This window comes from Oceanobacillus aidingensis, assembly GCF_042654105.1.
In the GTDB taxonomy this organism is placed as follows: domain Bacteria; phylum Bacillota; class Bacilli; order Bacillales; family Amphibacillaceae; genus Oceanobacillus; species Oceanobacillus oncorhynchi.
The window spans coordinates 33694-60187 of record NZ_JBHSFT010000050.1 but is presented as its reverse complement, the minus strand read 5'-3'; the positions used below and the strand labels follow the sequence as shown (position 1 = coordinate 60187).

25 protein-coding genes are annotated in these 26494 nt (G+C 40.0%); 1 reads left to right on the top strand and 24 read right to left on the bottom strand.

The genetic code is table 11. From position 1 onward, the window contains the following. Nucleotides 1–502 precede the first annotated feature (502 nt). The 23 genes from codY to smc all read right to left on the bottom strand — a co-directional run bounded on the left by codY (nt 503) and on the right by smc (nt 24460). Nucleotides 503–1282, bottom strand: coding sequence for a GTP-sensing pleiotropic transcriptional regulator CodY (codY, locus tag ACFO3P_RS21225; RefSeq protein ID WP_042535043.1), 780 nt, complete (start codon nt 1280–1282; stop codon nt 503–505). A 29-nt stretch (nt 1283–1311) separates the two neighbouring features. Further along, nucleotides 1312–2709: an HslU--HslV peptidase ATPase subunit gene (gene hslU / locus ACFO3P_RS21220; RefSeq protein ID WP_042535044.1), complete on the bottom strand. Its 1398-nt coding sequence runs from the start codon at nt 2707–2709 to the stop codon at nt 1312–1314. 61 nt (nt 2710–2770) lie between these two features. Beyond that, nucleotides 2771–3316: an ATP-dependent protease subunit HslV gene (hslV, locus tag ACFO3P_RS21215; RefSeq protein WP_289584562.1), complete on the bottom strand. Its 546-nt coding sequence runs from the start codon at nt 3314–3316 to the stop codon at nt 2771–2773. A gap of 13 nt (nt 3317–3329) precedes the next feature. After that, nucleotides 3330–4223: a tyrosine recombinase XerC gene (gene xerC / locus ACFO3P_RS21210; RefSeq protein ID WP_193064983.1), complete on the bottom strand. Its 894-nt coding sequence runs from the start codon at nt 4221–4223 to the stop codon at nt 3330–3332. Nucleotides 4224–4672: 449 nt separating this feature from the next. Next, nucleotides 4673–6751 (bottom strand): type I DNA topoisomerase, encoded by a 2079-nt coding sequence (topA, locus tag ACFO3P_RS21205; RefSeq protein WP_212928504.1) that lies wholly within the window; start codon nt 6749–6751, stop codon nt 4673–4675. 84 nt (nt 6752–6835) lie between these two features. Continuing rightward, nucleotides 6836–7735 carry a DNA-processing protein DprA gene (gene dprA / locus ACFO3P_RS21200; RefSeq protein WP_042535050.1) on the bottom strand — a complete coding sequence of 300 codons (900 nt, stop codon included), beginning with the start codon at nt 7733–7735 and terminating at the stop codon, nt 6836–6838. A gap of 121 nt (nt 7736–7856) precedes the next feature. Then, nucleotides 7857–8759, bottom strand: a complete 903-nt coding sequence (sucD, locus tag ACFO3P_RS21195; protein ID WP_289584560.1) for a succinate--CoA ligase subunit alpha — start codon at nt 8757–8759, stop codon at nt 7857–7859. Between the two features lie 62 nt (nt 8760–8821). Then, nucleotides 8822–9982 (bottom strand): ADP-forming succinate--CoA ligase subunit beta, encoded by a 1161-nt coding sequence (sucC, locus tag ACFO3P_RS21190; RefSeq protein ID WP_289584559.1) that lies wholly within the window; start codon nt 9980–9982, stop codon nt 8822–8824. 161 nt (nt 9983–10143) lie between these two features. Beyond that, the gene (locus tag ACFO3P_RS21185; protein WP_042535056.1) at nt 10144–10422 is read right to left on the bottom strand and encodes an EscU/YscU/HrcU family type III secretion system export apparatus switch protein; all 279 of its coding nucleotides are present in this window, start codon (nt 10420–10422) and stop codon (nt 10144–10146) included. Continuing rightward, nucleotides 10419–12596 (bottom strand): hypothetical protein, encoded by a 2178-nt coding sequence (locus tag ACFO3P_RS21180; protein WP_289584558.1) that lies wholly within the window; start codon nt 12594–12596, stop codon nt 10419–10421. Before ACFO3P_RS21180 ends, ACFO3P_RS21185 begins: the two co-directional genes overlap by 4 nt. A gap of 21 nt (nt 12597–12617) precedes the next feature. Beyond that, nucleotides 12618–13388: a ribonuclease HII gene (locus tag ACFO3P_RS21175; protein WP_042535059.1), complete on the bottom strand. Its 771-nt coding sequence runs from the start codon at nt 13386–13388 to the stop codon at nt 12618–12620. Nucleotides 13389–13511: 123 nt separating this feature from the next. Continuing rightward, entirely contained in the window at nt 13512–14351 is an 840-nt protein-coding gene (gene ylqF / locus ACFO3P_RS21170) for a ribosome biogenesis GTPase YlqF (protein WP_042535061.1), read from the bottom strand. A 15-nt stretch (nt 14352–14366) separates the two neighbouring features. Further along, nucleotides 14367–14915 carry a signal peptidase I gene (lepB, locus tag ACFO3P_RS21165; RefSeq protein WP_042535062.1) on the bottom strand — a complete coding sequence of 183 codons (549 nt, stop codon included), beginning with the start codon at nt 14913–14915 and terminating at the stop codon, nt 14367–14369. Nucleotides 14916–15213: 298 nt separating this feature from the next. Beyond that, nucleotides 15214–15558 (bottom strand): 50S ribosomal protein L19, encoded by a 345-nt coding sequence (gene rplS / locus ACFO3P_RS21160; protein ID WP_042535064.1) that lies wholly within the window; start codon nt 15556–15558, stop codon nt 15214–15216. 122 nt (nt 15559–15680) lie between these two features. Beyond that, the gene (gene trmD / locus ACFO3P_RS21155) at nt 15681–16418 is read right to left on the bottom strand and encodes a tRNA (guanosine(37)-N1)-methyltransferase TrmD (protein ID WP_042535066.1); all 738 of its coding nucleotides are present in this window, start codon (nt 16416–16418) and stop codon (nt 15681–15683) included. Beyond that, nucleotides 16419–16931: a ribosome maturation factor RimM gene (gene rimM / locus ACFO3P_RS21150; protein WP_042535068.1), complete on the bottom strand. Its 513-nt coding sequence runs from the start codon at nt 16929–16931 to the stop codon at nt 16419–16421. 15 nt (nt 16932–16946) lie between these two features. Further along, a complete protein-coding gene (locus ACFO3P_RS21145) occupies nt 16947–17336 on the bottom strand; it encodes a YlqD family protein (protein ID WP_042535069.1) in 390 nt (129 codons plus the stop codon). 130 nt (nt 17337–17466) lie between these two features. After that, nucleotides 17467–17694, bottom strand: a complete 228-nt coding sequence (locus ACFO3P_RS21140) for a KH domain-containing protein (RefSeq protein WP_042535071.1) — start codon at nt 17692–17694, stop codon at nt 17467–17469. A 13-nt stretch (nt 17695–17707) separates the two neighbouring features. Continuing rightward, complete coding sequence (gene rpsP, locus ACFO3P_RS21135) at nt 17708–17980, bottom strand: 30S ribosomal protein S16 (RefSeq protein ID WP_042535073.1); 273 nt, start codon at nt 17978–17980, stop codon at nt 17708–17710. A 119-nt stretch (nt 17981–18099) separates the two neighbouring features. After that, nucleotides 18100–19449, bottom strand: a complete 1350-nt coding sequence (gene ffh, locus ACFO3P_RS21130; RefSeq protein WP_042535076.1) for a signal recognition particle protein — start codon at nt 19447–19449, stop codon at nt 18100–18102. A 13-nt stretch (nt 19450–19462) separates the two neighbouring features. Next, nucleotides 19463–19780 (bottom strand): putative DNA-binding protein, encoded by a 318-nt coding sequence (locus ACFO3P_RS21125; RefSeq protein WP_042535078.1) that lies wholly within the window; start codon nt 19778–19780, stop codon nt 19463–19465. Between the two features lie 87 nt (nt 19781–19867). Then, nucleotides 19868–20878 (bottom strand): signal recognition particle-docking protein FtsY, encoded by a 1011-nt coding sequence (ftsY, locus tag ACFO3P_RS21120; protein ID WP_042535080.1) that lies wholly within the window; start codon nt 20876–20878, stop codon nt 19868–19870. Between the two features lie 12 nt (nt 20879–20890). Beyond that, nucleotides 20891–24460: a chromosome segregation protein SMC gene (gene smc / locus ACFO3P_RS21115; protein ID WP_289584556.1), complete on the bottom strand. Its 3570-nt coding sequence runs from the start codon at nt 24458–24460 to the stop codon at nt 20891–20893. Nucleotides 24461–25376: 916 nt separating this feature from the next. Here smc and ACFO3P_RS21110 point away from each other — a divergent pair. After that, entirely contained in the window at nt 25377–25598 is a 222-nt protein-coding gene (locus ACFO3P_RS21110) for a DUF1128 domain-containing protein (RefSeq protein ID WP_042535084.1), read from the top strand. Nucleotides 25599–25748: 150 nt separating this feature from the next. Here ACFO3P_RS21110 and rnc read toward each other — a convergent pair whose 3' ends face one another. Next, nucleotides 25749–26456, bottom strand: coding sequence for a ribonuclease III (gene rnc, locus ACFO3P_RS21105; protein ID WP_374705731.1), 708 nt, complete (start codon nt 26454–26456; stop codon nt 25749–25751). Nucleotides 26457–26494 lie beyond the last annotated feature (38 nt).

The window sequence follows — 26494 nt, the reverse complement described above, 5'->3', positions numbered from 1 at the left end:
ACGAATTAATTTTAAATTAAGTGATAGACAAAGTCTATGCAATTTCTACATTATTATTGACAAATTAAAAAATCATTCATTTTTACTAGACCAAAAGGCCCTGCAAATGATTTTTGTTTGTTGTTTTTCACAAAGGCCCTCGTAAGCTTCGTATCATCTGCAAACTCTATAATACATTCTCCATAACCAAAATACATAGAAAAACAGGTCATTAGACCTTATTTTCATTCTACCTTTTAAAATAAAGGAATTCAATATGCTCATTAAAAATATTTATTAAATATAATTTACTAATCGTTTTTGTTCAAAAAGTCGCCAAAATAAAATTAGCCTGCTAGAACCGCAGACTTCCCTTTGCTATTATTACTGAACATAAAAAATCGGGACTTTAGTTAGTCACCGACAGAAAATATGTTATAAAACGCAATATCCTTCCTTATTCGCACATAAAAAAACTGTGAAGAAATATTTCCCTCACAGCATTTTTAAGTTTATTTTCGTTTTAGCGTGTACGGATTTTTTCTAATTCTACTAAGAATTTATCATTTAATACTTTAATATACGTTCCTTTCATACCTAGAGAACGAGATTCTATAACTCCTGCACTTTCCAGCTTGCGAAGTGCGTTAACAATAACAGAACGGGTAATTCCTACACGGTCAGCAATTTTACTTGCTACTAATAAGCCTTCTTTTCCATTTAACTCTTCAAAAATATGATCGATTGCTTCCAGTTCACTGTAAGACAGAGAGCTGATTGCCATTTGTACAACAGCTTTGCTTCGAGCTTCCATTTCAATTTCTTCCGTTTTTTCATGAAGAATCTCCATGCCTACTACCGTTGCACCGTATTCAGCCAACAATAAATCATCATCATTAAATGTTTCGTTCACACGGCCGATGATTAACGTTCCTAAGCGTTCTCCTCCGCCGATAATTGGAACAATAGTCGTATAGCCGTCTTTGAATAACTCTTTATTTTCTACAGGGAATACTGTGTGTTTGTTTTCAATATCCAAGTTTGCAGTTGTTTCACGGATTTCTTGTAATCCTTCTGTATATTCTACAGGAAATTGTTTTTCTTCAAGCATAGATTTCATACGGTCATTTTCAACCTCTTGGTTCACTGCCACGCCTAATAATTTGCCGCGTCTGCTGACAATATATACATTCCCGCGAATCACATCACGCAAAGATGCTGACATTTCATTGAAATTCACTGACTTTCCTGTTGCTGTTTGTAACATTGCATTAATTTTTCTTGCTCTCGTTAATAAATCCATTTGATATTCCTCCATTTTGGTATTTTAAATTATAATATAAATTGACTGAGATCCTTGTTTTGAGCAATTGTCGAAAGCTTATCATTAACATACCCTTTTGTAATTTCAACTTCTGTCATTGAAATATCAGGAGCTTCATAGGATAGGTCCTCTAATAATTTTTCCAAGATTGTGTGTAATCTGCGAGCCCCAATGTTGTCGGTCTCCTGGTTCACATCATAAGCAATTTGCGCAAGTCTCTCTATAGCTTCGTCCGTAAATTTAAGTTTTATACCTTCTGTTTCTAGCATTTGCTTATATTGTTTTAATAAGGCATTGGAAGGCTCTGTTAAAATTTGCTTAAATTCATTGATTGTAAGCTTCTCCAACTCTACGCGAATTGGAAACCTGCCTTGCAGCTCAGGAATCAAATCAGAAGGTTTCGACATATGAAAAGCTCCTGCAGCGATAAATAGGATATGATCCGTCTTCAAGGTTCCATGCTTGGTGACAATCGTTGATCCTTCCACAATCGGCAGAATATCCCTTTGTACACCTTCTCTGGAAACATTTGCAGAGCCTTCTTGTTTGCCTGCTACTTTATCAATTTCGTCAATGAAAATGATACCTGTTCGTTCAGAGCGGTTAATCGCTTCTTGAGTGACCTCATCCATATCGACAAGCTTTTGCGCCTCTTGCTGGGTCAACACTTTTCTTGCCTCAGAAACGGTTAGTTTCCTTTTCTTCTTCTTTTTGGGCATGAACTGACCAAAAGCATCCTGCATGTTCATCCCCATTTGTTCCATTCCCGAACCTTGCAGCATGTCAAACATTGAAGGCGGAATTTCTTCTACTTCAATAGAAACATAATGGTCTTCTAACTCACCTAATGCCAGCTGATGAGCTGTTCGTTTTCTTTTGGTCCTTATCTCTGATTCTTCATTCGAAGCATCATCTTCTTGATCTTCATCTGAATCAGAGCCTTGAAACAACATTTCAAAAGGGTTTTTCACGGAGTTTTTAGTTTTTGTCTGTGGTACAAGCAGTTTAACAAGTTTTTGATTTGCTTCCTGCTCCGCCCGCTCCATGACATCTTCCATCTTTTCTTCTTTCACCATTCGTACAGCTTTTTCCACTAAATCACGAACCATTGATTCCACGTCTCTGCCGACATAACCAACTTCTGTGAATTTTGTAGCTTCTACTTTAACAAACGGTGCACCGACCAGCTTTGCAAGCCGTCTGGCAATTTCTGTTTTACCTACACCAGTCGGACCAATCATTAAAATATTTTTGGGCACGACCTCATCTTGAAATTCTTCATCAAGCTTCATTCGCCTATAGCGATTTCTCAGAGCTACTGCCACCGATTTTTTCGCTTGCTTTTGCCCTATAATATATCTGTCTAATTGATTCACTATTTGCTTTGGCGTTAAATCCACCGTCATCAAAAGCATCCTCCTTTGTCAAGACTTCATTAAAAGCGTTCATTCAAAAAGAAAGAAACGATTATTCCAGTACTTCTAACGTAATCTGATCATTCGTAAACACACAAATATCTCCTGCAATTTCTAACGCAGTTTGCGCAATCTCAACAGCAGATAACTGCGGTGCTTTTTGAAGCAATGCTCTGCCGGCGCTTAACGCATAGTTGCCTCCAGAACCAATAGCAAGTATCCCGTCGTCCGGCTCAATAACTTCTCCTGTGCCGGATACAAGGTACATATTTTCTTTATTCATGACTATCAGCATAGCTTCGAGCTTTCTGAGAACTTTATCAGAACGCCATTCTTTTGCTAATTCGACAGCAGCTCTTGTCAAATTGCCATTAAATGCTTGTAGCTTACCTTCAAATTTCTCAAATAATGTGAAGGCATCTGCCACAGATCCGGCAAACCCAGCCAGAACTTCTCCATTATACAAAGTTCTCACTTTTTTTGCGGTTTGCTTCATAATGACGGCATTGCCAAGTGTCACCTGGCCGTCACCGCTCATGGCACATTTTCCATTATGCTGCACCGCAAATATGGTTGTAGCATGCATTTGGGAGTCCATATATCCACCTCACTTATTTTTTATCATTTGCGCGCGGATGGCTTTTCATATAAGCCTTCTTCAAATGCTCTTTTGAAACGTGCGTATATATTTGGGTAGAGGATAAACTTTCATGTCCTAATAGTTCCTGCACAGACCTTAAATCAGCTCCCTCATTCAACATATGCGTTGCAAAAGTATGCCTGAGCTTATGAGGATGCACTTGAATATTTATAGAAGCTTTTTCTACTATTTTATTTAACACAGTACGAATGCCTCTTGTGGTTATCGGATTTCCTCTTGCATTTAAAAATACATTCTCTGTTTTGTTATTTGATTTATTCAGTAATTTTTTCCTTCCGTGGAACAGATACTTTTCTAAAGCCGCTTCCGCGAAACTGCCAAAGGGGACATAACGTTCTTTCCGCCCTTTCCCTTTTACAAAAATAGTTCCAATCGAAAAATCAATATCCTGCAAGCGCAATTGCTGACACTCGCTGACGCGGATTCCGGTTCCATACAGAACCTCCAGCAGCGCTTGATTGCGCTGCCCTAAATTTGTCGTCAAATCACTCACACAAAAAAGCTTCTCCAACTCCTCTTCATACAAAAAGCCTGGGACAGGTTTTTCTGACTTAGGGAGTGAAAGCTGCGTAAACGGATTCCCCACAATCAGCTTCTCCCGTTCCAAAAAACGGTAAAAGCTTCTCAGTGAAGATATTTTTCTGGAGACAGACCTTTTGCTTAACGCATTGTTATATAACTCTGTAAGAAATATCCGGACTTCCCGGTAGGTTACATCTTTTAAATCATATACTTCTTCTCTTTGCATAAAAGCTTCGAATGTTTCTAAATCAGTCCGATAAAATTGAATGGTATACGGTGAGGCATTTTTTTCAATTTGTAAATACTCTATAAACTGGTCCATGTATGTTTTTAAATTCACAAAGAAGTCACCTCATCATCGTATAACGGATAAAGCATAGCACACTCCTTCTGAGATTGCAATGAATTTAACTAAATTGTAATAAAATTCAGAAAGGTGCTTAGAGTTATGAATATTCGATGAAGTGAAAAAACAACGAAAGGGTGGTTAGGAGTATCTGAAGATCCTGTTTATTTCCATTCTATAAGTGTATCCACAAAACGATAAATAACTGCTCCAATAGCTTGGGGTCTTCCTGCTAAATAGTTGAACAGCTTCTGTAAAGGGAAATGCCTTACCAAATAGATTTTAATAACAATTATAATTTTAGTCAACTTTAACGATTATTATACGTCTAATTCAACGTTTCTAACTAACACGATGCATCTCTTTTTATTATTTATTTTACATTTCTTCACACACAGCAGAACAGAAGCAGCTGATGATATCAGCTACTTCTGTGCAACTTCCTTATATTCACAATTAGAGCATTGAACTTGCGTTTCTTTTTTACTTTTCTTTTCAACCAGCATGGAGTCACATTTTGGACACGTTCTGGCAATCGGTTTATCCCATGATACAAAATCACATTCCGGAAATTGGTCACAGCCATAGAAAGTTCTTTTTTTCTTTGATTTCCTTTCTACAACATCCCCTTCTTGACATTTCGGACAACTGACACCAATTTTCTTTAAAATCGGTTTTGTATTTCTGCATTCAGGGAAATTGGAGCAAGCTAGAAACTTCCCATAGCGGCCCATTTTATATACCATTTCGTGTCCGCATTCTTCACAGGTAATTCCGGCAGGCTCATCACGTATTTCTACCTTTTCCATCTCAGCATCTGCTTTTTCAAGCCGTTTGCTGAAGTCCTGGTAGAAATCGTCAATAATTTGTATCCAGGCTGTTTTCCCTTCCTCAACAGAGTCTAAGTCTGTTTCCATTTTGGCAGTGAATTCTGCATCAATGACTTCAGGGAAAAACTCTTCTACAAGCTCGCAGACGATGGTTCCAAGCTCCGTTGGCACAAACCGCTTATTATCCATGGATACGTAGCCTCTGCGCTGAATCGTATCCAGCGTTGGTGCATAAGTAGACGGCCGGCCAATGCCCATTTCTTCCATTGTTTTAACCAGTCTTGCATCAGTATACCGTGGAGGCGGCTGGGTGAAATGTTGATTCGGCTTCACTTCTTTCGATTCAACTTTCATTCCCTCTTCCAGCTCCGGCAATATTTTATCTTCCTGTTTTTTATTGTCATCGTTGCCTTCCACATAAACTTTCATAAACCCTTTGAATTTTATCTTTGAACCGGTTGCACGAAACTCCACCCCATTGTTTAACAGGTGGACAGTCATCGTATCCATTACAGCAGGCGCCATTTGACTGGCAACAAAGCGTTCCCAGATCAGTTTGTACAAACGCAGCTGATCTCTTGATAAAATATTTTTTAATGCCTTAGGGTCCCGTAAAGTGGAAGTCGGGCGAATGGCTTCATGAGCATCTTGCGCGCCGCTTTTATTTTTAACAGGGCTTTGCTTGCCAAGATACGTTTCGCCATAGTTCTCTTTGATGTAGCCTTTTACTTCTTCCTTCGCCCCATCTGAGATTCGTGTGGAATCTGTACGCATATACGTAATTAATCCAGTAATCCCGCCTGAAGAACGCCCTAAATCAATACCTTCATATAATTGCTGGGCAATCATCATCGTTTTCTTTGCACGGAAGTTAAGTTTTCTTGCTGCTTCCTGTTGAAGGGATGAAGTAGTAAATGGATGTGCTGGATTTCGTTTTCTTTCTCTTTTTTTCACACTTTGAATGGTGAACTCTTTTCCGTCCAGCTTCTTTTTAACCTCTTCCACATCATCTTTTGTTTTAAGCTTTGTTTTTTTACCATCGACACCATAAAAGGCGCCTTCAAATGTTTCGTTTCCTTTTGCAAATAATCCGTCGATAGACCAATATTCTTCCGGCTGGAAATTCTCAATTTCTTTTTCTCTATCAATAATCATTTTTAAAGCAACAGACTGTACTCGTCCGGCACTCAATCCTTTTTTCACTTTCTTCCATAGTATAGGACTGATATTATAGCCTACTAAACGATCGAGAACGCGGCGGGCCTGTTGCGCATCAACCAAGTCTAAATCTATCGCCCGGGGATTCTTAAAGGATTCTTTAATGGCATCCTTAGTAATTTCGTTAAAAACAACCCGACATTTTGAATTTTCATCCACATTTAAAACATGAGCTAAATGCCATGCAATTGCTTCTCCCTCGCGATCCGGATCGGCTGCGAGATAGATTTTTTTGGCTTTTTTTGCTGATTTTCTTAAATCTTTAAGTATATCCCCTTTTCCGCGGATAGTAATATACTTTAATTTATAATTTTCCTCAACGTCTACTCCCATTTGACTTTTTGGCAAATCGCGAAGATGCCCCATGGAAGCTTTTACTGTATATTTTTTTCCTAAATACCGTTCAATCGTCTTTGCTTTCGCTGGCGACTCAACGATAACGAGATAATCTGACATGTACGTTCCTCCCATAATGAGGTTGACAATTTACGAATAGAAATCTTTCCTAATACTATAGATAGAATACGTTTTTGTCAAACACTATTTATTGAATAATCGAAAACTATAATTCCATTCTGTGTAAATATCTTCAGCAGATTGAATTAATTTTGCACCATCCTGAATAATTCGGTTACACCCGGCACATTGTTCCAAAAGCGGATTGCCCGGTACAGCGAACACATCTCTTCCTTGGTCAAGGGCTTGATTCACCGTAATCATCGTACCGCTCTTCTTCATTGCTTCTATCACTAAGGTTCCCATTGTCAAGCCACTTATAATTCGATTTCTTTCCGGGAAATGATATTTTTGAGGCGGTGCGTCTGGCGGGTATTCAGATAAAGCCAGCCCTTGCTTTACAATCTTTTGATAAAGCGGCAAATGCTCTCTTGGGTAAATGGATCGAAAGCCGCCGCCTAAAACAGCAATCGTATTTCCCTGCCGTTTCAATGTCAGCCGATGTGCCATACTGTCAACACCTCTTGCCATTCCACTGACAATCACCCATTTCGCATCAATAAGAGGCGCAATCGCCATAAATAGCTTTCCAAAGGCCTCATTTGACGGATTTCTTGTACCGATAACGCTGAGCATCGGCTGCTTTGCTAAAAGATCCAGATTTCCTGAACCATATAAAACGAGGGGTGCGTCTTTAATTGTATTTAACATAGAGGGATAATATTCGTCAACTATTGTGATGATATGAAAATCTCTAGATTCTTCCAATATCTTCTTTTTTAATTGCGGATTATGAAGGTCTTTCAAGAGGGTTTGTGCTTTTTGATGAGGAATTCGAATAATTTGTGACAATTCGTACGGGGACAGCTGATAAATCTTTTTTAGTTCAGGATCTGTTCGTACCCACTTGCGTATAAAAGTACGTGTAGCATAACGGCACCGGCTGAGATGAATAAAATCCAGCCGATCAAAAAGATAATTCAATTCATATCCTTCCCTTCCTACTTAATTGAGGCTGAAAAACCCGGACAAAATTCTACTTCCTTCTATATTATAGAAGGAAGTAGAATCCTCTGCCCAGGTACCTTAAAGTACTTCAACATGCTTAATGCGTTTTACATTTTTCCTCTAAACCATTTTCTTTCAATGCTTCAATCATTGTTTCTCCCATAACAGAAGGAGTTGCAGCTACTTTAATTCCGCAGGATTCCATTACACGGATTTTTTCATCAGCTGTTCCTTTTCCTCCGGAGATAATAGCACCGGCATGTCCCATACGTTTTCCTGGAGGTGCTGTTGCTCCGCCGATAAATCCGACTACGGGCTTCGTCATATTCGCTTTCACCCACTCAGCAGCTTCTTCTTCCGCGGTACCGCCGATTTCACCGATCATAATAACAGCCTCTGTTTCAGAGTCTTTGTTAAATTCTTCTAGTACATCAATAAAGTTTGTCCCGTTAACCGGGTCGCCGCCAATACCGACAGCAGTTGTCTGTCCATAACCAGCTTCGGACAATTGATGAACAGCTTCATACGTCAATGTACCAGAGCGGGATACCACGCCGATATGCCCTTTTTTATGGATATATCCTGGCATAATCCCAATTTTTGTTTCATCTGCTGTAATCACACCAGGGCAGTTTGGCCCAACAAGGCGTGTTTTCTTGCCTTCCATATAGCGTTTCACTTTCACCATATCTATTACCGGAATATGTTCTGTAATACAGATAACTAAATCAAGCTCTGCATCTGTTGCTTCGATGATAGCATCTGCAGCAAAAGGTGCCGGTACATAGATAACAGATGCGGTTGCTCCAGTAGCTTTTACAGCATCATCAACTGTGTTAAAAACAGGAACTCCTTCTACTTCTGTACCTGCTTTTTTCGGTGTTACCCCGCCAACAATTTTTGTACCATATTCCAGCATTTGTTTTGTATGGAAACGTGCAGTTCCACCTGTAATTCCTTGGACTATTACTTTTGTATCTTTATTAATATAAACACTCATTATAAGTCCGCCCTTTCCTATTTTTACGTCCTCTATTTGTAAGTCAATACACGGTAACTGCTTTACTTCACTGCAGCAACAATTTTCTCTGCGCCGTCTGCCATAGAGGTTGCAGAAGTAATATTTAGACCTGATTCATCTAAAATTTCTTTGCCCCGCTCTACGTTTGTACCTTCTAAGCGGACAACTAATGGTATAGTCAAGCCAATTTGCTTCGTTGCTTCTACAACACCTTCAGCAATAACATCACATTTCATAATTCCGCCAAAAATGTTTACAAAAATTCCTTTTACATTTTTATCTGAAAGAATGATTTTAAATGCTTCGGTTACTTTTTCGGCTGTAGCACCGCCCCCTACATCAAGGAAGTTAGCCGGATCGCCGCCATAATGCTTAATAATATCCATTGTAGACATTGCTAAGCCGGCGCCGTTTACCATACACCCGATGTTTCCGTCTAATGAAACATAGCTTAAGTCATATTTAGAAGCTTGGATTTCTTTCTCGTCTTCCTCGCCTAAGTCACGCAGTTCTGCAATTTCTGGTTGACGATAGAGTGCGTTATCATCAAAGTTTAATTTTGCATCCAACGCAAGAACTTCGTTATCACCTGTAGTTACAAGCGGGTTAATTTCTGCGATAGAGCAATCTTTTGCAACAAAAGCATCATATAGTGCAGTCATAAATTTAACTGCTTTACCCAGTAATTCATCCGGAATATTAATATTGAATGCTAGTCTTCTAGCTTGATAAGGTGATAAACCAACAACAGGGTCAATCACTTCTTTAAAGATTTTTTCAGGTGTTGCTTCTGCCACCTCTTCAATTTCTGTACCGCCTTCTTCAGACGCCATCATAACAACTCTTGATGTGGCACGGTCAAGAACTACCCCTACGTAATATTCTTTCTGAATATCACAGCCTTCTTCAATAAGTAAACGTTTTACTTCTGTGCCGTCAGGTCCGTTCTGATGTGTTACAAGCGTTTTCCCTAAAATTTCATCCGCATATGTACGAACTTCCTCCAGACTCTTTGCTACCTTTACCCCGCCGGCTTTACCGCGTCCACCTGCATGGATTTGCGCCTTGATAACGGTTACAGACGAGCCAAGCTTTTCCGCAGCTTCTACAGCTTCGTCTACAGAATAAGCAACATGACCGTTCGGAACGTTTACACCAAATTCTCGTAAAACTTGTTTACCTTGGTACTCATGAATGTTCATCTTCCATCCTCCTATCAAAATCAATGCACTACTATTGTATTAAAAATATAGGAAATAAACAAGAAATAGGGAACATAAAAATCAATATTATTTCTTAACCCGCCAAAAGTATGGACACCGTTGTAAAATAGAAAATGAATGGTTCCTGACTAAACTCTTATTCACCGATTCTCTATTCCAGTTTGTTTATCTGCCCGATAGATAAAAGCAAATACTTCTGACACTACCTGAAATAACTCCTCTGGAATCTGCTCATTGATATTTAATTCAGCCAGTACCTCGACTAAGGAAGGGTCTTCTAAAATTGGTATATCATGCGCCTCTGCCCGCTCAATAATTTCTTCTGCAACAAAGCCTTTTCCTGAAGCCATTACTCTTGGTGCATCGTCCATACTCTGCTCATAGCTTAAGGCAACTGCTTTTTTTCGTTTTTCATTCATACTCGAAAATCCACCTTTCCAGAACCAGGCCTTTCCTCAGCAGTTTTTATTGCCTGACGCTGTTGTTTTTCTGCTTCCGTATAGGGCTTGCAGGTAACTGATGCCACGTGATAATCCATGCTTTCTAATGCTTCCTGCAGATTAGGACGAAGCTTTTCCACCAGCACCGGGGTTGTAGCCTGATCGTTATAGATGGTGATAGACAGTGATTTTTTTTGAACATGCAGATCAACAATGGTTTCTTTCATTCCGTGCAGATTCAGGTCAAAAATAATACGGCAATGCTCCGGATCAATCCTCCCGTCAGCAGTCTTCTTGCCCTCAAAATGCAAATCGATATCCTTGGATACCCCCAATTTTTGTCCAGGTATCTGTATATTAGCCTGAATAAAATAACTGCTGTCATTCATGTTATTTAATTGCATGCCATTTAAAAAATGAACCACCTGCTGTGCGTTATCCCTGCTGATTCCACCACTGCTGCTCTGAAGCATTTCTAGTAATAAGTGTTTGAACTGCATCGTGTTTGCATCATCTGTTTTCAACGAATTTTCAGCATTCAGTCCGGCATCGCGGAGAACCCACTGCATTTGCTGCAGGAACTGTTCTTTAGGATCATGGATGGTATTTTCATTTGAAGCTATCCATATATTTATGAACCGCTGCAGTGCCTGATAGGTTTTCGGTTCGGCCAAAGCTTCCAGTAATGAACGCACGGTGCCGCTCTCCTGGGTAATCGGTGATTGATTGGCGAAATACTGCGGAAACTCAGCAGCCAGAGTTGACTTGGGCTGTACTGCAGCATTGTTTCCTTGCATCAGTGCTCCTTGTAACGCTTTAGCTTCAGTCATTAATTGCTTTTGATTGCCTAAAATAGACTGAATCTGCTCCTTTACTCCTTCGAAACTGCTTGTAAATGGCGCGGTTACTGGCCCTTGATTTTGTGATACAGGCGGGTTCCATTGCTTTAATGCATTTATCCAGCTTTGTTTATCCAGGGCTTTGGAAACCATTCCTAAGTTTTGCAAAAGAGGAAACAGTACTGGTTTCTCAGCTTGTGCATCGGCTGTCAGTACAATTCTCATCGCTCTTTCATTCGAAGTTCCCAAAATATTCGAGAACCGTTCTAACATTGGAAAATTTTTAGAATCAGATAAAGCCTCGATAATTTGACGGACATTTCCTTCATTTCCTAATCCTTTATCTGAAAAAGATTGCGGAAACTGCGCTTCTATACTCTGCTTCATCAGTGCTGCCGTGTTATTGCCTTGTTGTAGTACAGGCTTCGCTTCTGCTGTCAGCTGCTGCTGAGTAGCTAAAATAGATTGAATCTTCCCCTTTATTTCTTCCAAACCAGCTGTAAATGGAGCTGAAGCCGCCGCTTGATTGGGCGGCGTTTGTGTAACAGGTGAATTCCATTGCTGCAAAATATTTGTCCATGCCTGTCTGTCCAGTCCTTTAGAAACGAAGCCGAGGCTTTGAAGCAGCGGAAATAAAACAGGCTTTGCAGCTTGAGCATCGGCACTCAAAATGGCACGCACAGCGCTTTGTTCAGAAGGAAAACCTTTAAGTATGTGTTCCAGGCTAGCCCGCAACATCGGCTGCTGGCCGGGAAGAAGGGAACGTTCCAGCGACGCTAAGCTCTCACTAAAATTGCCGTTTTGAAACGCCTGCACTGCTTGGAATGAAGCTGGCGTTACCGGGATACGCATTTTCATTAACTCCATAAGAATAGGCTGTGCTTGCTTCTGTGAGATTTTGTTATCCTGAATATACTGCATTGCCTGCATCAAATCACTTCTCTGCATGGGCACTTGTTCTCCGACAAGCGCACTGGCCAGCTGGAACGATAATTTATTTTCTTTGATGCCAAGCTGCTGGAGAAGATGACGAGTCATCTGCTGCCCATTATGCTGCTCACCAGTCATTACTTTTAATTCAGGCATCTTCCCTTCATGGGATGTTACTTGAAAAAAATATTTTCCGCCCACAGAAAGAGAAGCCTCCAGCTGGGCAATTAGCTGGCTGCCCTGAATTTGAATGGCTGCTCGTTGATTTGGAAAAAGCTGCTTTACTGTTCCTTGTAAAATATCCCCTGTCTTCAGATTATGAAGCAGATTCGCCTTGGAAGGATGCAGTAATTTAGCCGCCTTTACATTGTCTTGAATCCGCATAGGCTCTCCTCTTTTTCTTTATCATTTTCCCATTGTTTTTATTGGTGCAAATGATGTTCTATGGTAAGGCGTCACCCCAAATTGATTCAGCCCTTCTAAATGTGCTTTGGTCCCGTATCCCATATTTTTATCAAAATCATAGCCGGGATATTTCTTATGTAATTCCTTCATATACTGATCACGGGCTACCTTTGCCAAAACACTGGCAGCCGCAATACTGACGCTTGACGCATCTCCCTTGATAATCGCTTCCTGAGAACAGGTTAAGCCGGGCAAATGAACTGCATCAACCAGTACATGCTCAGGAGATGGAGTCAGCCCTGATAACGCATCATACATTGCTTTTTTGGTTGCTTCATAAATATTAATCGTATCTATAGTCTGATTATCTATAAATGAAATATGATAGCTGACAGCATGCTCTTTGATATAGGTGCTGTATTCTTCCCTTACGTTTTCTTTTAGTTTCTTGGAGTCATTTAACCCGATTAATTGAAAATCTTTTGGAAGAATCACAGCAGCTGCTACAACAGGACCTGCAAGCGGACCTCTGCCGACTTCATCCACACCTGCTATATTTTCTATTCCATTCATATATGCATTGTTCTCATAGCGCTGCATATCAGCAAACTGTTTAATTAAACGTTTTTCACGCTCTTGTTTACGCTGATAGGATTGTACCAGTGTCTGAACGCCTTTCCTTTCGTCTTGAAGAATTACTTCCCATTCTTCTGCTGTCAGGGTACCTTCTTTAAGTAACCCTTTAATTTCTGCGATTGATTGCTTTTTCATACCTATCCTGCTTTCTTTTATTATCGTCATTTTATCAAACTTGTTAAGCTATCTTTTTAAACATCTTCTATAAATATGAAAATAGCCTACAAAGAAAATCCCTTGCAGGCTGTTAAATATATTTTATGGCTGTTCCAAAGTGAACTTGCCTAATTTTCCTGTTCTTAAATCTTGAAGAACGATATCGGATACTTTATCAAAATTCACATGACCGCCGCTTTCTAATGCGCCTCTTTTTCTGCCGATACCCTCAAATAGTTCTACCATGTCCGTACTATCTTCTACAGCATAGCGTTCCTTCAGGTAATTCGGATATTCTTCAAATAAGAAGCGAATAACAAAGGCTGTAATATCCTGAAGAGGAAGCAGCTGGTCTTTTATTGTTCCGATTGCCGCCAGCCGGTATCCTACAGCCTCTTCTTCAAATTTCGGCCATAAAATACCTGGTGTATCCAGTAATTCGAAGTCTTTCTTTATTTTAATCCATAATTGCTGTTTAGTAATTCCGGGACGATCTCCCGTCTTCGCAATTTTTTTATTGGCAAGCCGGTTAATCAAAGTAGATTTCCCCACATTCGGGATACCAACGATCATTGCTCTGGCTGGTCTCGGCTTAATTCCTTTCGCCTTCAGCTTGTCCATCTTTTCTTGTCCCATTGCTTTGGCCAGCTGAACAACCTGCTGTATATCTCCTTTTTGATTCACATCGACCGCTGCAGCCTGTATCCCCTGCTCCTGATAACCTGCTATCCATTCAGCTGTTTTCGCAGGGTCAGCTAAATCTTTTTTCATCAGTAAGACAAGCTTAGGTTTTTGCCCTAAAACCTCTTGCAGCATCGGGTTTTGCGAGGAGTACGGTGCTCTTGCATCAACCAGTTCAATGACAAAGTCAACAAGCTTTAATTGCTCCTGTACTTCTCTGCGCGCCTTCGCCATATGACCGGGAAACCACTGTATAGGCATATTTTTTCACCTTCCTTATTCACTAAAGTGTATACGATTCAATGGCCAGTAGACCAGACTTGCCTCTCCGACTACCTCATCCATCGGTACTACTCCGATAATTCGGCTGTCTGTTGAGTTGCTCCGATTATCACCTAGTACGAATACGGAATCCTCAGGAACCACTTCATAGCCTTCTTCCAATTCTTCCAGTTCGAAATCATTTGTAAAGACCTGATCATTTAAGAACGGCTCATCTACCGGTTCCCCATCGATATACAGTACATTATCTCTCACTGCTACATGCTCTCCAGGCAGTCCAATAACACGCTTAATAAAATCATTTTGCTCAGGAGCATGGAACACAACAATGTCAAAACGATCTGGTTCTCCAAGCGTATAATTAATTTTATTAACAATCATTTGATCACGGTCATGCAAGGTTGGCAGCATCGATGGTCCTTCTACAACGATAGGCGCAAATAAGAACATCCGCACTAAGAACACAAAACCTACAGCAAGAAGGATAGCTTTTATCCACTCCAACCACTCATTCTTTTTCTTTTTTTGCTCTTTCTCTGTCATCTGATTTCCTCCGATAACTTCAGTCTACCTTATATTGTAGCTAGTAAGTGTTAGATAAACAAATTCTAAGTAGTATTATTTTTATTAAAGTGCCTGTTCAAAAGTTCGATAAATAGGACCAGTCAGCTAAGAACGCGACGTCCTGAGACTGCGATTTTAGTAAAAGTTCGTCTAATCACCGTGTTATTTTTATTCCTTTTTATTGGACTTTTTGAACGTTCTCTTTAAGAATGAAAAAGAGCTACTGCCATGATTGACGTAGCCCTTTTGTATTCGTTTCATATCCTCTGCCGGCTGATTAGCGACGTTCTTTAATACGAGCAGCTTTTCCGCGCAGGTTACGCAGGTAGTAAAGCTTCGCACGACGTACAATACCGCGACGAGAAACTTCAATTTTATCAACTCTTGGTGAATGTAATGGGAAAGTACGCTCCACACCAACACCGTAAGAAATTTTTCTTACTGTGAATGTTTCGCTGATTCCGCCGTTTTGACGTTTAATTACAACACCTTCAAATACCTGAATACGCTCACGACTTCCCTCTACAACCTTCACGTGCACCTTTAAAGTGTCACCAGGTCGAAAATCAGGATGGTCTGTACGTAATTGATCTTTGGTTACGTCTGCAATAATTTGTTGCATGATTTTCACTCCTTCCAAACTAATGCTCATGCCCTTTTATCTGAACAGCGGAACATCGTTTTACATGCTTACACGCACATAAGCACAATTAATAATATAGCACATTATGGCGTAAAGCACAACTATTTTTCGTCATTTTTTAATTCTTGAAGTATTTCTTTATCTGTTGTATCTAACGGTTGATTTTCTAATAAATCAGGGCGTCTTTCAGCAGTTCGCCTCAAGGATTCTTTCCTTCTCCAGGCTTCAATATTCGCATGGTTTCCGGATAAAAGGACTTCTGGAGCCTTCATCCCGCGAAAATCCGCAGGGCGAGTGTAATGGGGGTGTTCCAATAATCCAGTCGAAAAAGAATCCTGCTTTGCGGAGGCTTCGTTTCCAAGAGCCTCTGGCAATAAACGAACAACACTGTCAACAACAACCATTGCCCCTAATTCTCCACCAGTTAAGACATAGTCTCCTATAGAAATTTCATCCGTTACAAGATGCTCACGAATTCGCTCATCATATCCTTCGTAATGACCGCAAATAAAAATCAGATGCTCCTCCTGAGCCAGCTCCTCTGCTTTTTTCTGTGTGTAAGGCTCTCCCTGAGGGCACATCAAAACAACACGCGGACGGGAAGTTCTCTCTTTTTTCACCGCTTCAACAGCATCAAATACAGGCTGTGGCGTCAGTACCATACCTGCTCCGCCCCCATAAGGATAATCATCTACTTTTTTATGTTTTTGCGTGGAATAATGACGAAAATCAACAAGCTGATAAGAAAACTGATCTTTATCAGCCGCTTTTTTCAGGATAGAACTTTCCATCACACCATAAAACATTTCCGGGAAAAGTGTCAGAATATCAATATGCATCTAATCTAACATCCCTTCCATTAACTCCACTGAAATAACTCCAGTCTGAATGTCTACCTTTTTGACTACATCTTCAATATAGGGTATTAACAAATCCTTCTTGCCAGGCCTTTGTACTACCCAGACATCATTAGCGCCGGGAGAGAGGATTTCTTTCACTTTCCCTAATGTATCTCCCTCCGCTGTCTGAACTTGACAGCCGATAATTTCATGATAGTAAAACGCGTTCTCTTCCAATTCTGCTGTTTGATTTTTATCGATATACAAATTCATGCCTTTCCATTGTTCTACATCATTCAGATTGGCATATCCTTTAAATGTAATCAAATCAAACCCTTTATGAATGCGATGTGATCCAATTTCCAATGTGATATCACGCTGGTCTGATGAAATAATCACTTCATTTCCAGGCGTAAAACGTTCTTCGAAATCGGTAATGCGCAAAACCTTTACCTCGCCTTTAATTCCATGTGTATTCACGATTTTACCAATTTTTAATTTCTCTGTATGCATCTTTTTTCACCTATTTCATTCGTCGATTCGGATAACCTTATCATCTTTAATTACGATAGCCTGCTCCTTCATAAGATGGTGCCAATCGGAGCCTACTTCGACCTCAACAAGAGCTTCAACCTCTTTTTCAACGATTTCGCTACCCATTTTTAATTCATCTAACTGTTCTATCTTAAAATCTAACAGCTTCATTTTTTCCTGGCGATTTTTAATTTCCTGGTTAAACCGAGTTTCCATATCTGAACGAACATTTGCATTTTTGTTCTTTAATTTTCTCATTTCAAATTGGAGTTGTTGACACTCTTGTTCAAGACGTAATTTATGATTTGTGAAATTTTGGCGGATTTTTTCTTTGCTGTCCTCTGTCACGACTACCTTAATGGGAACTTTTTTAATTAATTTCATTTCAATTCAGCTCCTGCCTGATAGATTCGGGTTTAAATGTGTAAAAAGGGAAAGTTGAGCCCTAAAAGCAGGGTCAGCTTTCCCTTTACCAAGTTATTCAGAAAGAATGTATTCTTTCTGAATACGAACCTTACATAATATCCAAAAAAATACGTTTATTACCACCAGTGTTTGCTGCGTATACAACAGTTCGTATTGCTTTTGCAATCCGGCCGTTTTTGCCAATGACTTTTCCGACATCGTCCGGATGAACAGTTAAATGATACGTAACTTTAGAATCTTCTTCCGTTTCTTTTATCACAATATCATCCGGATAATCTACTAATGAGGTAACAATCGATTTAATCAGGGCTTTCATGATATCACACTACTTATTTAGAATTTTTTTGTTCGTGAAAATTCTTCATGATGCCTTCGTTAGAGAATAGATTACGTACTGTATCGCTTGGTTTTGCACCTTTTGTCATCCAATCAAGTGCTTTTTCTTCATCTATTTTAACCTCAACTGGATTTACTACAGGATTGTACGTACCAATTTGTTCGATAAAGCGACCATCACGTGGAGAACGAGAGTCTGCTACAACAATACGATAGAATGGATTTCTTTTAGAACCCATACGTTTTAAACGAATTTTTACTGCCATGCTTTGCACCTCCAATAATTATCTTATCACAAGAATTGATTTTAACAGATAGTTTTTAGTCTGTAAAGTATTTTTCCATTACAAGCTTATTTTATTACAAAAAAGCATGAAAATCAACTCTACATGAAAGGAAATTTAAATCCGCCGCCTTTTCCTTTTTTCCCTTTTTGCATATTGGTCATTTGCTTCATCATTTTTTTCATTTCCGAAAATTGCTTTATTAAGCGGTTGACCGCTGCAACAGAAGTTCCCGAACCTTTTGCAATCCGTTTTCTCCTGCTTCCATTGATAATACTCGGCTCCTGACGCTCTTTTTTCGTCATGGATTGGATAATTGCCTCAACTTCGGTCAATTGGCTTTCATCTAATTGGGCATTCTTCAAGCCTTTCATCTTGTTTGAGCCTGGAATCATAGCCATTAAGTCATCTAACGGCCCCATTTCACGGACCTGACCCATTTGTTCCAGGAAATCGTCAAATGTAAAGGACATCGTACGCATTTTTTCTTCTAATTCTTTTGCCTGTTTTTCATCCACGTTGGTCTGAGCTTTTTCAATTAAAGAAAGCACATCCCCCATACCGAGAATCCTGGATGCCATACGTTCTGGGTGGAAGGCTTCCAGCTGATCCAGTTTTTCTCCCATCCCGGCAAATTTAATCGGCTTGTCCGTTACCGCTTTGATAGAAAGCGCCGCACCGCCGCGGGTATCCCCGTCTAACTTTGTCAGAACAACTCCTGTAATATCAAGCTGTTCATTAAAGCTTTCTGCTACATTAACAGCATCCTGCCCAGTCATGGAATCAACCACTAAAAAGATTTCATCTGGTTTTACATCTGTTTTGATTTTCTGTAATTCTTCCATCAGGTTTTCATCTACATGCAAACGGCCGGCCGTATCAATAATGACATAATCATTGTGATTCTCTTTTGCCTGAGCAATCGCCTGATTGGCAATATCAACCGGATTTGCTTCTGTTCCTAATGAAAAAACAGGCATATCCAGCTGTGTACCGAGCGTTTCCAATTGTTGAATGGCTGCCGGACGATAGACGTCACATGCAACTAATAACGGATTACGGTTATGCTTTTTACGTAAATGGTTCGCAAGCTTTCCCGTGGTGGTCGTTTTACCTGCACCTTGTAAACCAACCATCATAATAACGGTCGGCGAACGGTCGGCGACAGCAATTTTACTTTGCTCTCCACCCATTAAATTCGTTAATTCATCTTTTACAACTTTAATAACCTGTTGCCCTGGTGTTAAGCTTTCCATTACTTCCTGCCCGACCGCTCTTTCTTTTATCCGGGCAATTAATTGTTTTACAACTTTGAAGTTTACATCGGCTTCTAAAAGCGCCAGGCGAACTTCTCTTGTCATCTCTTTTACATCTTGCTCAGAGACCTTACCCTTACCGGTAATTTTCTTTATCGTACCTTGGAGACGGTCCGCTAATCCTTCAAATGCCATAGAAGGTATCCCCCTAATCTAAATCTAGTAATTGTTGAACATACTTTTTTGCCTCCGGATCTTTTACCGTTTCCGAAAGCTTCACAATGATTTGCTTACGTTTTTCAAATCTAGAAAAAAGATGAAGCTTATCCTCATAAGACTCTAACATTTTTTCTGTTCTTTTTATATTATCATATACAGCTTGTCTGGAAACTTCAAAGAGCTCCGATATCTCACCTAATGAGTAGTCTTCCAGATAATACATTTCCATATAACTGCGCTGTTTTGGAGTCAGCAGTGCTTGATAAAAATCATATAAATAATTTATCCGATTTGTCTTTTCCAGCAACGGGCACACCTCTTGTTAAGTGATTTTCCTTTACATTTATCATATCCAACTCAATCGGAAATTGTCAAGTAGTCAAGCGGGTTTCGCCTATTCCGTTTTCTCGCTCTCCTCACTCATTCCTAAATCAGAAAATAATCCAAATACAAAGGCATCTGCGTCAAATTGCTGCAGGTCATTGATCCCTTCACCTAATCCGACATACTTCACCGGAATTTGCAATTCGTTACGAATAGCCAGCACAATCCCGCCTTTTGCTGTACCATCCAGTTTAGTCAAGACAATTCCAGACACATCTGTTGCCTCTGAAAAGGTACGTGCCTGTGTCAATGCATTTTGACCGGTAGTAGCGTCCAAAACCAGCAAAACTTCATGGGGAGCACCTGGAATTTCACGTTCAATGACGCGTTTCACTTTAGCAAGCTCGTTCATCAGATTCACCTTATTCTGAAGTCTTCCTGCAGTATCACAAATGAGAACATCTGCTTCACGAGACTTTGCAGCTCTGATTCCATCATAAATAACCGCAGCAGGGTCACTGCCTTCGCTGTGCTTTATTACAGGAACGTCGGCACGCTCTCCCCAGATTTCTAGTTGGTCGATTGCTCCAGCACGGAAAGTATCCCCTGCTGCTAAGATGACATTTTTTCCATCTGCTTTTAATTGATGTGCAAGCTTGCCAATACTTGTTGTTTTCCCTACGCCATTTACACCAACAACAAGAATAACCTGTAATCCGTCTTCATCCAGCTGCAAATGCTGGATGGACGAATCTTCATCGCCATAATAAATATCTACAAGCTTTTCTGAAATAACATCCTTTATTTCAGAGGAATCCTTGATTTTTTGACGCTTTACTTCCATTTTAAGTTCTTCGACAAGATCCATCACAGTGGAAACACCGACATCTGCTGTAATTAATACCTCTTCTAATTCTTCAAAGAAATCCTCATCTACTTTACGATAACGTGCAATCAAATCATTTAATTTCCCTGAAAAGGTATCTCTTGTCTTTTTCATACCTTCCTGATATTTTTCGGAAACCTCCTTGGTTTCCTCGTTTTGCTTAAAACGCGCTTTCAATTTATCCATAAATCCCATATTGATATCCCCCTACGATTGAATCAATTCTTTTGTATCCTCTAATCGGACAGAAACCAGTCTCGACACCCCTGATTCCTGCATCGTCACACCATAAAGAACATCTGCTTCCTCCATGGTTCCTTTTCGATGTGTAATGACGATAAACTGTGTATCCTTGCTGAATTGCTTCACATACCTGGCAAAGCGGACTACATTCGCTTCATCTAAAGCCGCTTCGACCTCATCCAGTATACAAAACGGAACTGGACGGACACGCAAAATGGAAAAGAGAAGGGCGATTGCTGTTAATGCTCGTTCTCCTCCTGATAAAAGGCTTAAATGCTGCAATTTTTTCCCCGGCGGCTGCGCAATAATATCTACGCCTGTTTCTAATAAATTATCCGGGTTTGTTAATTTTAATTCAGCATGTCCGCCGCCAAACAAGTGCATAAACACCTGAGAGAATTCTTCTTTTATTTTTGAAAAAGTGGCTGAAAACCGCTCCTTCATTTCTGTGTCCATCTCTTCAATAACAGTATATAGCGTTCGCTTTCCTTCCACAAGGTCATCTCTTTGTTCTTTTAAGAACTGGTACCTTTCAGAAATACGCTCATATTCATCAATAGCACCTAAATTAATCGTACCCAGCTGGTTGATTTTATCCTTTAAACGGCTGACGACTGCTTTTGCCTCATCCATATTTTCAACCTTTGCATAATCACGTTTTGCCAATTCATATGTCATCAAGTATTCTTTTTCAAGCTGCTGCAGGTGGTTATCAAGCTCCACATCCAGGCGGTTTGATTTGACCTCCTGTTTTTGATAGTGCTCATTCGTCACGCTGTATTGTTCCTGCGCTTCTTTCAATTTCGCTTCCAGGGACTGCTGTTTGTCTAAGCTTTCTTTTCTTTTAGTGCGCAGCTTCTCTATGCTTTCCGTTAATCTCTGTTTGGAAGTTCTGGCATTGACAATTTTCTCTTCCATTTCTTCTTCTGTTTCTTCCTGATTTTTTATTGCCGTTATTGTCTCCAGCTCTTCGTCCACCTGTTTTTTTTCCTCAATTGCCCGTTCAAGCTGCGTCTCCAAAGCTTTTGTATTCGCTTTTTGATTTTTAAAGCGTTCTTCCTGCTCAGCCAGTGTTACTTTGATCTCGTAAAACGCATCCTGTAATTTTCCTTGCGTCTCTTTTAATTTCGCTTCTTCCTCTGTTAAATCATCCACTTCTTTTTGCACTGTTTGAAGCTTAATATTGATTTCTTCTAATTCTTTTGTCAGGACTTTATTTCGATCCGCTAATTCTGTGCGGCTCTGTTCATTCTGTTTTTTATCCATATCATAGATGGACAAATTGTCATTGATGGATGTCAGCTTCGCCTGAAAGGTTTGAAAATCAGCTTGACTTTCCTGCACCTCTTTTTGCATTTTCTGCACTTCTTGCTCGGTATCGCTGATTTTTTCATCCAGCTCTCGCAAATAATCTTTTTTCTTCTGTACACCTTGCTCAAATTGCTCTGTTTTCTGTTTGTATTCTGCCAAGCGCGCATGCAGCTCCTGCAGATCTTTTTCGCGGGTAAACAGCGATTGATTTTGTTTTTTCTGCGCTCCTCCTGACATAGAGCCTCCAGGGTGGACCATGTCTCCGTCCAGCGTGACAATCCGGTATCTGCGATGCAGTTTTATTGCAATGTCATTTGCATCCCGCAAGGTTTTAGCAATAACCACATTACCCATTAAATGCTGCACTGCTTTCTCATATTTTTTAGCTTTCGGCTGCACTAAATCAGAAGCAACACCTACAAATCCCGGGTGCTCCCTTACTTCCTGTTTTCCTTCACTGGATAAAAAACGGGGCTGAATCGATTTAAGCGGGAGAAAAGTTGCCCGCCCGCTATTGGTCTTTTTCAACCAATTAATCGCTTCTCTTGCCGCCTGGTCTGTTTCCACAACAATATTCTGTGCTTGTCCGCCTAATACGGTCTCCACTGCCGTAATATAGTCTTTAGGGACATCCATTAACTCGATAACCGCCCCTTCTATATCCTTCAGCTTGCCTTCTTCTCTTGCCCGTAACACCTGACGGACGCCCTGAAAGAAGCCCTGAAAGTCTTCCTTCATTTCTTCGAGCATTTCTTTTTTTGACTTTACTTTTTCAATGTATTGATAGCCTTGATAAAGCTTGGATTGCGCTTCCTCATATTGTGTGCGTTCTGATTGCAATTCAGCCTTTAACGTTTTTAATTGCTGCGCCTTCTTTTCCAGCTGGTTCTGGTAAGTCTGCAAGACCTCTTCCGCAGCTGTCTGTTTATCTTGCAGCTCATTTCTCTCCGTGAGCATATCTTTAAATTTCATGGATTGAGAATTATTTTTTGCTTCAATTTGCTCTTGCTGCCGATCAACAGATTGTTTTTCATTTCGATAAGCAGCCTGCTGGTTCAACAACTCGATATACTCCGCTTTTAAATCCTCAATTCGGTTAGCTACATCTTCCGGCCGCATTGCTAATTTCTTTTCTAATTCTTTTTTCCTGGCCAAAGTATCAGTCTTCTCAGCCTCTAACTGCGCCAGCTTCTCCTGTTCATTTATTTTTTGTTTTTCCAGCACACGAACATTTGAAGTAACCCGATCTAACTGCTGTACAAGCTTTTCTTTATTCTCATCTGCGTGCTTGGAGCGTTCATCAAACAGTTGCTTCTTTCCTTCAAATTTCTCCAGTTGTTCTGTTATATCTAATAAATCCGTCTGCAGCTGCTCTATTTCTGTTTCATATTGCTGTATATGTTTTTTTTCTTTTGCTACGTCCGTTTCGATCAGACGAATGGCTTCGGATTGTTCTTTCTGTTTTTTTTCGTTTACAGCTAAGTTTTCTAATACCTGCTGCCATTCCTGATGAATTTGTTCCATTTCCGTAATCAGCACAGAAATCTCTGTTTCTTGAAGTTCAGCCTGCAAGGTCTGATATTCTTTTGCTTTTTTTGATTGCTCCTCTAACGGATCCAGCTGCTGTTCAATTTCATAAACAATATCCTCGACACGATTCAGGTTCTCCTGCGTTTCAGCAAGCTTATATTCCGCTTTTTTCTTACGCTGCTTATATTTTAAAACGCCTGCCGCTTCCTCAAAAATCACACGGCGTTCCTCTGCTTTCGAGCTGAGAATCTCCTCCACTCTTCCCTGACTGATAATAGAAAAAGCTTCTCTGCCCAGACCGGAATCAATAAACAGATCAACAATATCCTTCAGTCGGCAAACCTGTTTATTGATATAAAATTCGCTTTCCCCAGATCGATAAACCCTTCTTGTCACACTGACTTCTTCGTAATCCAGCGGTACGCGCTGATCTTTATTGTCTAATACAAGGGTAACTTCAGCGATATTTAAAGGAGATCTCGAGTCACTCCCCTGGAATATAATATCTTCCATTTTGGATCCGCGCAGTGATTTCATAGATTGTTCACCCAGCACCCAGCGGATTGCGTCAGTAATATTACTTTTCCCGCTTCCATTCGGACCTACTACCGCTGTTACTCCAGGTACAAAATCTACGTTAATTCGCTCTGCAAAGGATTTAAATCCAACACTTTCTAATCGCTTTAAATGCATAATCATTCTCCTAAAAATCTAATCTTTCTATTTTATCGTATCTATTTATCGTTATCGTAAGAAAAACCAAGAATACCACTTGGTCTTTAAAATATCGATGTTCTTGCCAAAGAGATGTCCGCTCCGGGAAGTCGCTTTCCGCGGGCAACGTTCAGCCACACGGTAAGAAAACCGCTTCCTGCTCAGGTCTATCTGTTGCTTTTCCCGCAGGAGTAGACAACATCCGCTCCCATCTTTGAAGAAATATGTTTTATTTGCTTTCTTACAAAGAAATGAAGCTAATTCTAGCGACGCTTTTTGATGGGACGAGTAATCGCAGTCCCAGTCCCAGTGTGAAGACCCCGCAGAAAAAAAGTGACCTTCTTTTTTTCTACCCACAGGGCATAAGTGCGACTTTAGCTCTGTCTGCGCCTGTCGGCTTGCCAATCGCTAAGTCTTCTTTAAAGGAGATGAGCCTGGGGTCCACGGAAAGCGGAGTGTATTTCTGGGCCTAAGATTACTCACCCCATGAAACCCGTTGGAGCGGCTATATTCAGCATTTTTTTATACTTTCTTATTCTTTAAAAAGTGGCTGACAGCAGCCTCTCTCATCATTTCATACGCAGCTTTATGATTTCCAAAGCTGTGGCAAAGTGAACATTTCAATAAAATGAAACTTATTTCTTTCTTCCGCTGCTTGAATTGTTTAGCTAATATATTTTATCACATTATGACACTTTAGCCTATGCGCGACATGCTATTAATTCAGAAAGGAATGCTTTAACGAAGGATAAAAATTATGCTATAATTAACACTTGTTATAAGATTAATTTTATTTATTCGTACATAGCCCATTTGAAATACCATTCATTCCTATTTTGTACTTTTTCTATGTACGGATAAAATTCCTGAAGAGGATAAATAAGAGGAGGATACGATGCAGTTAGAGCAGCCAAGCAAGGAAAATATGGAGTATATGCTTCAAGAGTTAGCTGAAAAGCTACAGGTAGTAAATCGTTCAATTATGGACGCAGAGGATTATAACCTTGAAAAATATGAGGACTTAAAATGGATGTATGATATGGTTATCAGTAAAGGCCGTTTAAGCGCGTCAGAAACACAGGCCTTTATAAATGAATTAGCAGCCATTCGCAAATGACACAGAAAGCCTAAGGCTGCAACGCTTAGGAACTAGGGCTTCGATTACTCATCCCAGTGAAAAAGTTGCCACAGTACCTTTTCAGCCATGCAATATAAGAAAAACGTTACGCAAGAACAAGCAGCTAAATTATCCTTGCGTAACGTTTTTTTATTCTGGAAGTTTTTTCTCAAGCGCTGCTCTGGCTGCCTTTTGCTCAGCTTCTTTTTTTGTTCTTCCGTTTCCTTTTCCAGCGGGTTCTCCCTGAATTACAACCTGAGCGATAAACTCTTTATAATGAGAAGGTCCGCGCTCTTCAATAATCTCATACTCAATTTTTCTATCTTTTTGCTGCTGAACGATTTCCTGAAGATGACTTTTATAATCCATCACACTTGTTGACGTATCTACTGTTAATGCAGGGAAAATATGCATATTTAGAAAACGAAGCACCGCATCAAAGCCTTGATCTAAATAAAGTGCTCCTAAAAAGGCCTCAAATGCATCCGCTAGAATGGCAGGTCTTTGACGTCCGCCAGTCTTATCTTCTCCTTTACCTAAAAGGATGTATTTCCCAAAGTCAAATTGTTTTGCAAATACCGTTAAAGACGCCTCACAGACAATAGCTGCACGTAATTTGGTCATCTCTCCCTCAGGCATTTCCTGATTATTCCTATATAAATATTGTGAAACAGCTAATTCCAGTACGGCATCTCCTAAAAATTCCAGCCGCTCGTTATCATTCAGCTTGCTTTTTTTATATTCATTGACATAAGAAGAATGTGTAAATGCTTCCTTTAATAAATCTTTTTGTTGAAAAGTTATTCCTAATTCATTCTCCAGCTGGCTTAATTCCAAATTAATCTCCTTCACCCCCATAAAATAAATGATTTCACACTTTCTAAAGAAACAAATAA

Coding starts and splice junctions, on each gene's coding strand:
- codY (WP_042535043.1), bottom strand. CDS start 1,282: ATGGATTTATTAACGAGAGCAAGAAAAATTAATGCAATGTTACAAACA.
- hslU (WP_042535044.1), bottom strand. CDS start 2,709: ATGACGGTGGATTTAACGCCAAAGCAAATAGTGAATCAATTAGACAGA.
- hslV (WP_289584562.1), bottom strand. CDS start 3,316: ATGGACTCCCAAATGCATGCTACAACCATATTTGCGGTGCAGCATAAT.
- xerC (WP_193064983.1), bottom strand. CDS start 4,223: ATGGACCAGTTTATAGAGTATTTACAAATTGAAAAAAATGCCTCACCG.
- topA (WP_212928504.1), bottom strand. CDS start 6,751: ATGTCAGATTATCTCGTTATCGTTGAGTCGCCAGCGAAAGCAAAGACG.
- sucD (WP_289584560.1), bottom strand. CDS start 8,759: ATGAGTGTTTATATTAATAAAGATACAAAAGTAATAGTCCAAGGAATT.
- sucC (WP_289584559.1), bottom strand. CDS start 9,982: ATGAACATTCATGAGTACCAAGGTAAACAAGTTTTACGAGAATTTGGT.
- ACFO3P_RS21185 (WP_042535056.1), bottom strand. CDS start 10,422: ATGAATGAAAAACGAAAAAAAGCAGTTGCCTTAAGCTATGAGCAGAGT.
- ACFO3P_RS21180 (WP_289584558.1), bottom strand. CDS start 12,596: ATGCGGATTCAAGACAATGTAAAGGCGGCTAAATTACTGCATCCTTCC.
- ACFO3P_RS21175 (WP_042535059.1), bottom strand. CDS start 13,388: ATGAAAAAGCAATCAATCGCAGAAATTAAAGGGTTACTTAAAGAAGGT.
- ylqF (WP_042535061.1), bottom strand. CDS start 14,351: ATGCCTATACAGTGGTTTCCCGGTCATATGGCGAAGGCGCGCAGAGAA.
- lepB (WP_042535062.1), bottom strand. CDS start 14,915: ATGACAGAGAAAGAGCAAAAAAAGAAAAAGAATGAGTGGTTGGAGTGG.
- rplS (WP_042535064.1), bottom strand. CDS start 15,558: ATGCAACAAATTATTGCAGACGTAACCAAAGATCAATTACGTACAGAC.
- trmD (WP_042535066.1), bottom strand. CDS start 16,418: ATGCATATTGATATTCTGACACTTTTCCCGGAAATGTTTTATGGTGTG.
- rimM (WP_042535068.1), bottom strand. CDS start 16,931: ATGCATACAGAGAAATTAAAAATTGGTAAAATCGTGAATACACATGGA.
- ACFO3P_RS21145 (WP_042535069.1), bottom strand. CDS start 17,336: ATGAAATTAATTAAAAAAGTTCCCATTAAGGTAGTCGTGACAGAGGAC.
- ACFO3P_RS21140 (WP_042535071.1), bottom strand. CDS start 17,694: ATGAAAGCCCTGATTAAATCGATTGTTACCTCATTAGTAGATTATCCG.
- rpsP (WP_042535073.1), bottom strand. CDS start 17,980: ATGGCAGTAAAAATTCGTTTAAAACGTATGGGTTCTAAAAGAAATCCA.
- ffh (WP_042535076.1), bottom strand. CDS start 19,449: ATGGCATTTGAAGGATTAGCGGACCGTCTCCAAGGTACGATAAAGAAA.
- ftsY (WP_042535080.1), bottom strand. CDS start 20,878: ATGGGATTTATGGATAAATTGAAAGCGCGTTTTAAGCAAAACGAGGAA.
- smc (WP_289584556.1), bottom strand. CDS start 24,460: ATGCATTTAAAGCGATTAGAAAGTGTTGGATTTAAATCCTTTGCAGAG.
- ACFO3P_RS21110 (WP_042535084.1), top strand. CDS start 25,377: ATGCAGTTAGAGCAGCCAAGCAAGGAAAATATGGAGTATATGCTTCAA.
- rnc (WP_374705731.1), bottom strand. CDS start 26,456: ATGGGGGTGAAGGAGATTAATTTGGAATTAAGCCAGCTGGAGAATGAA.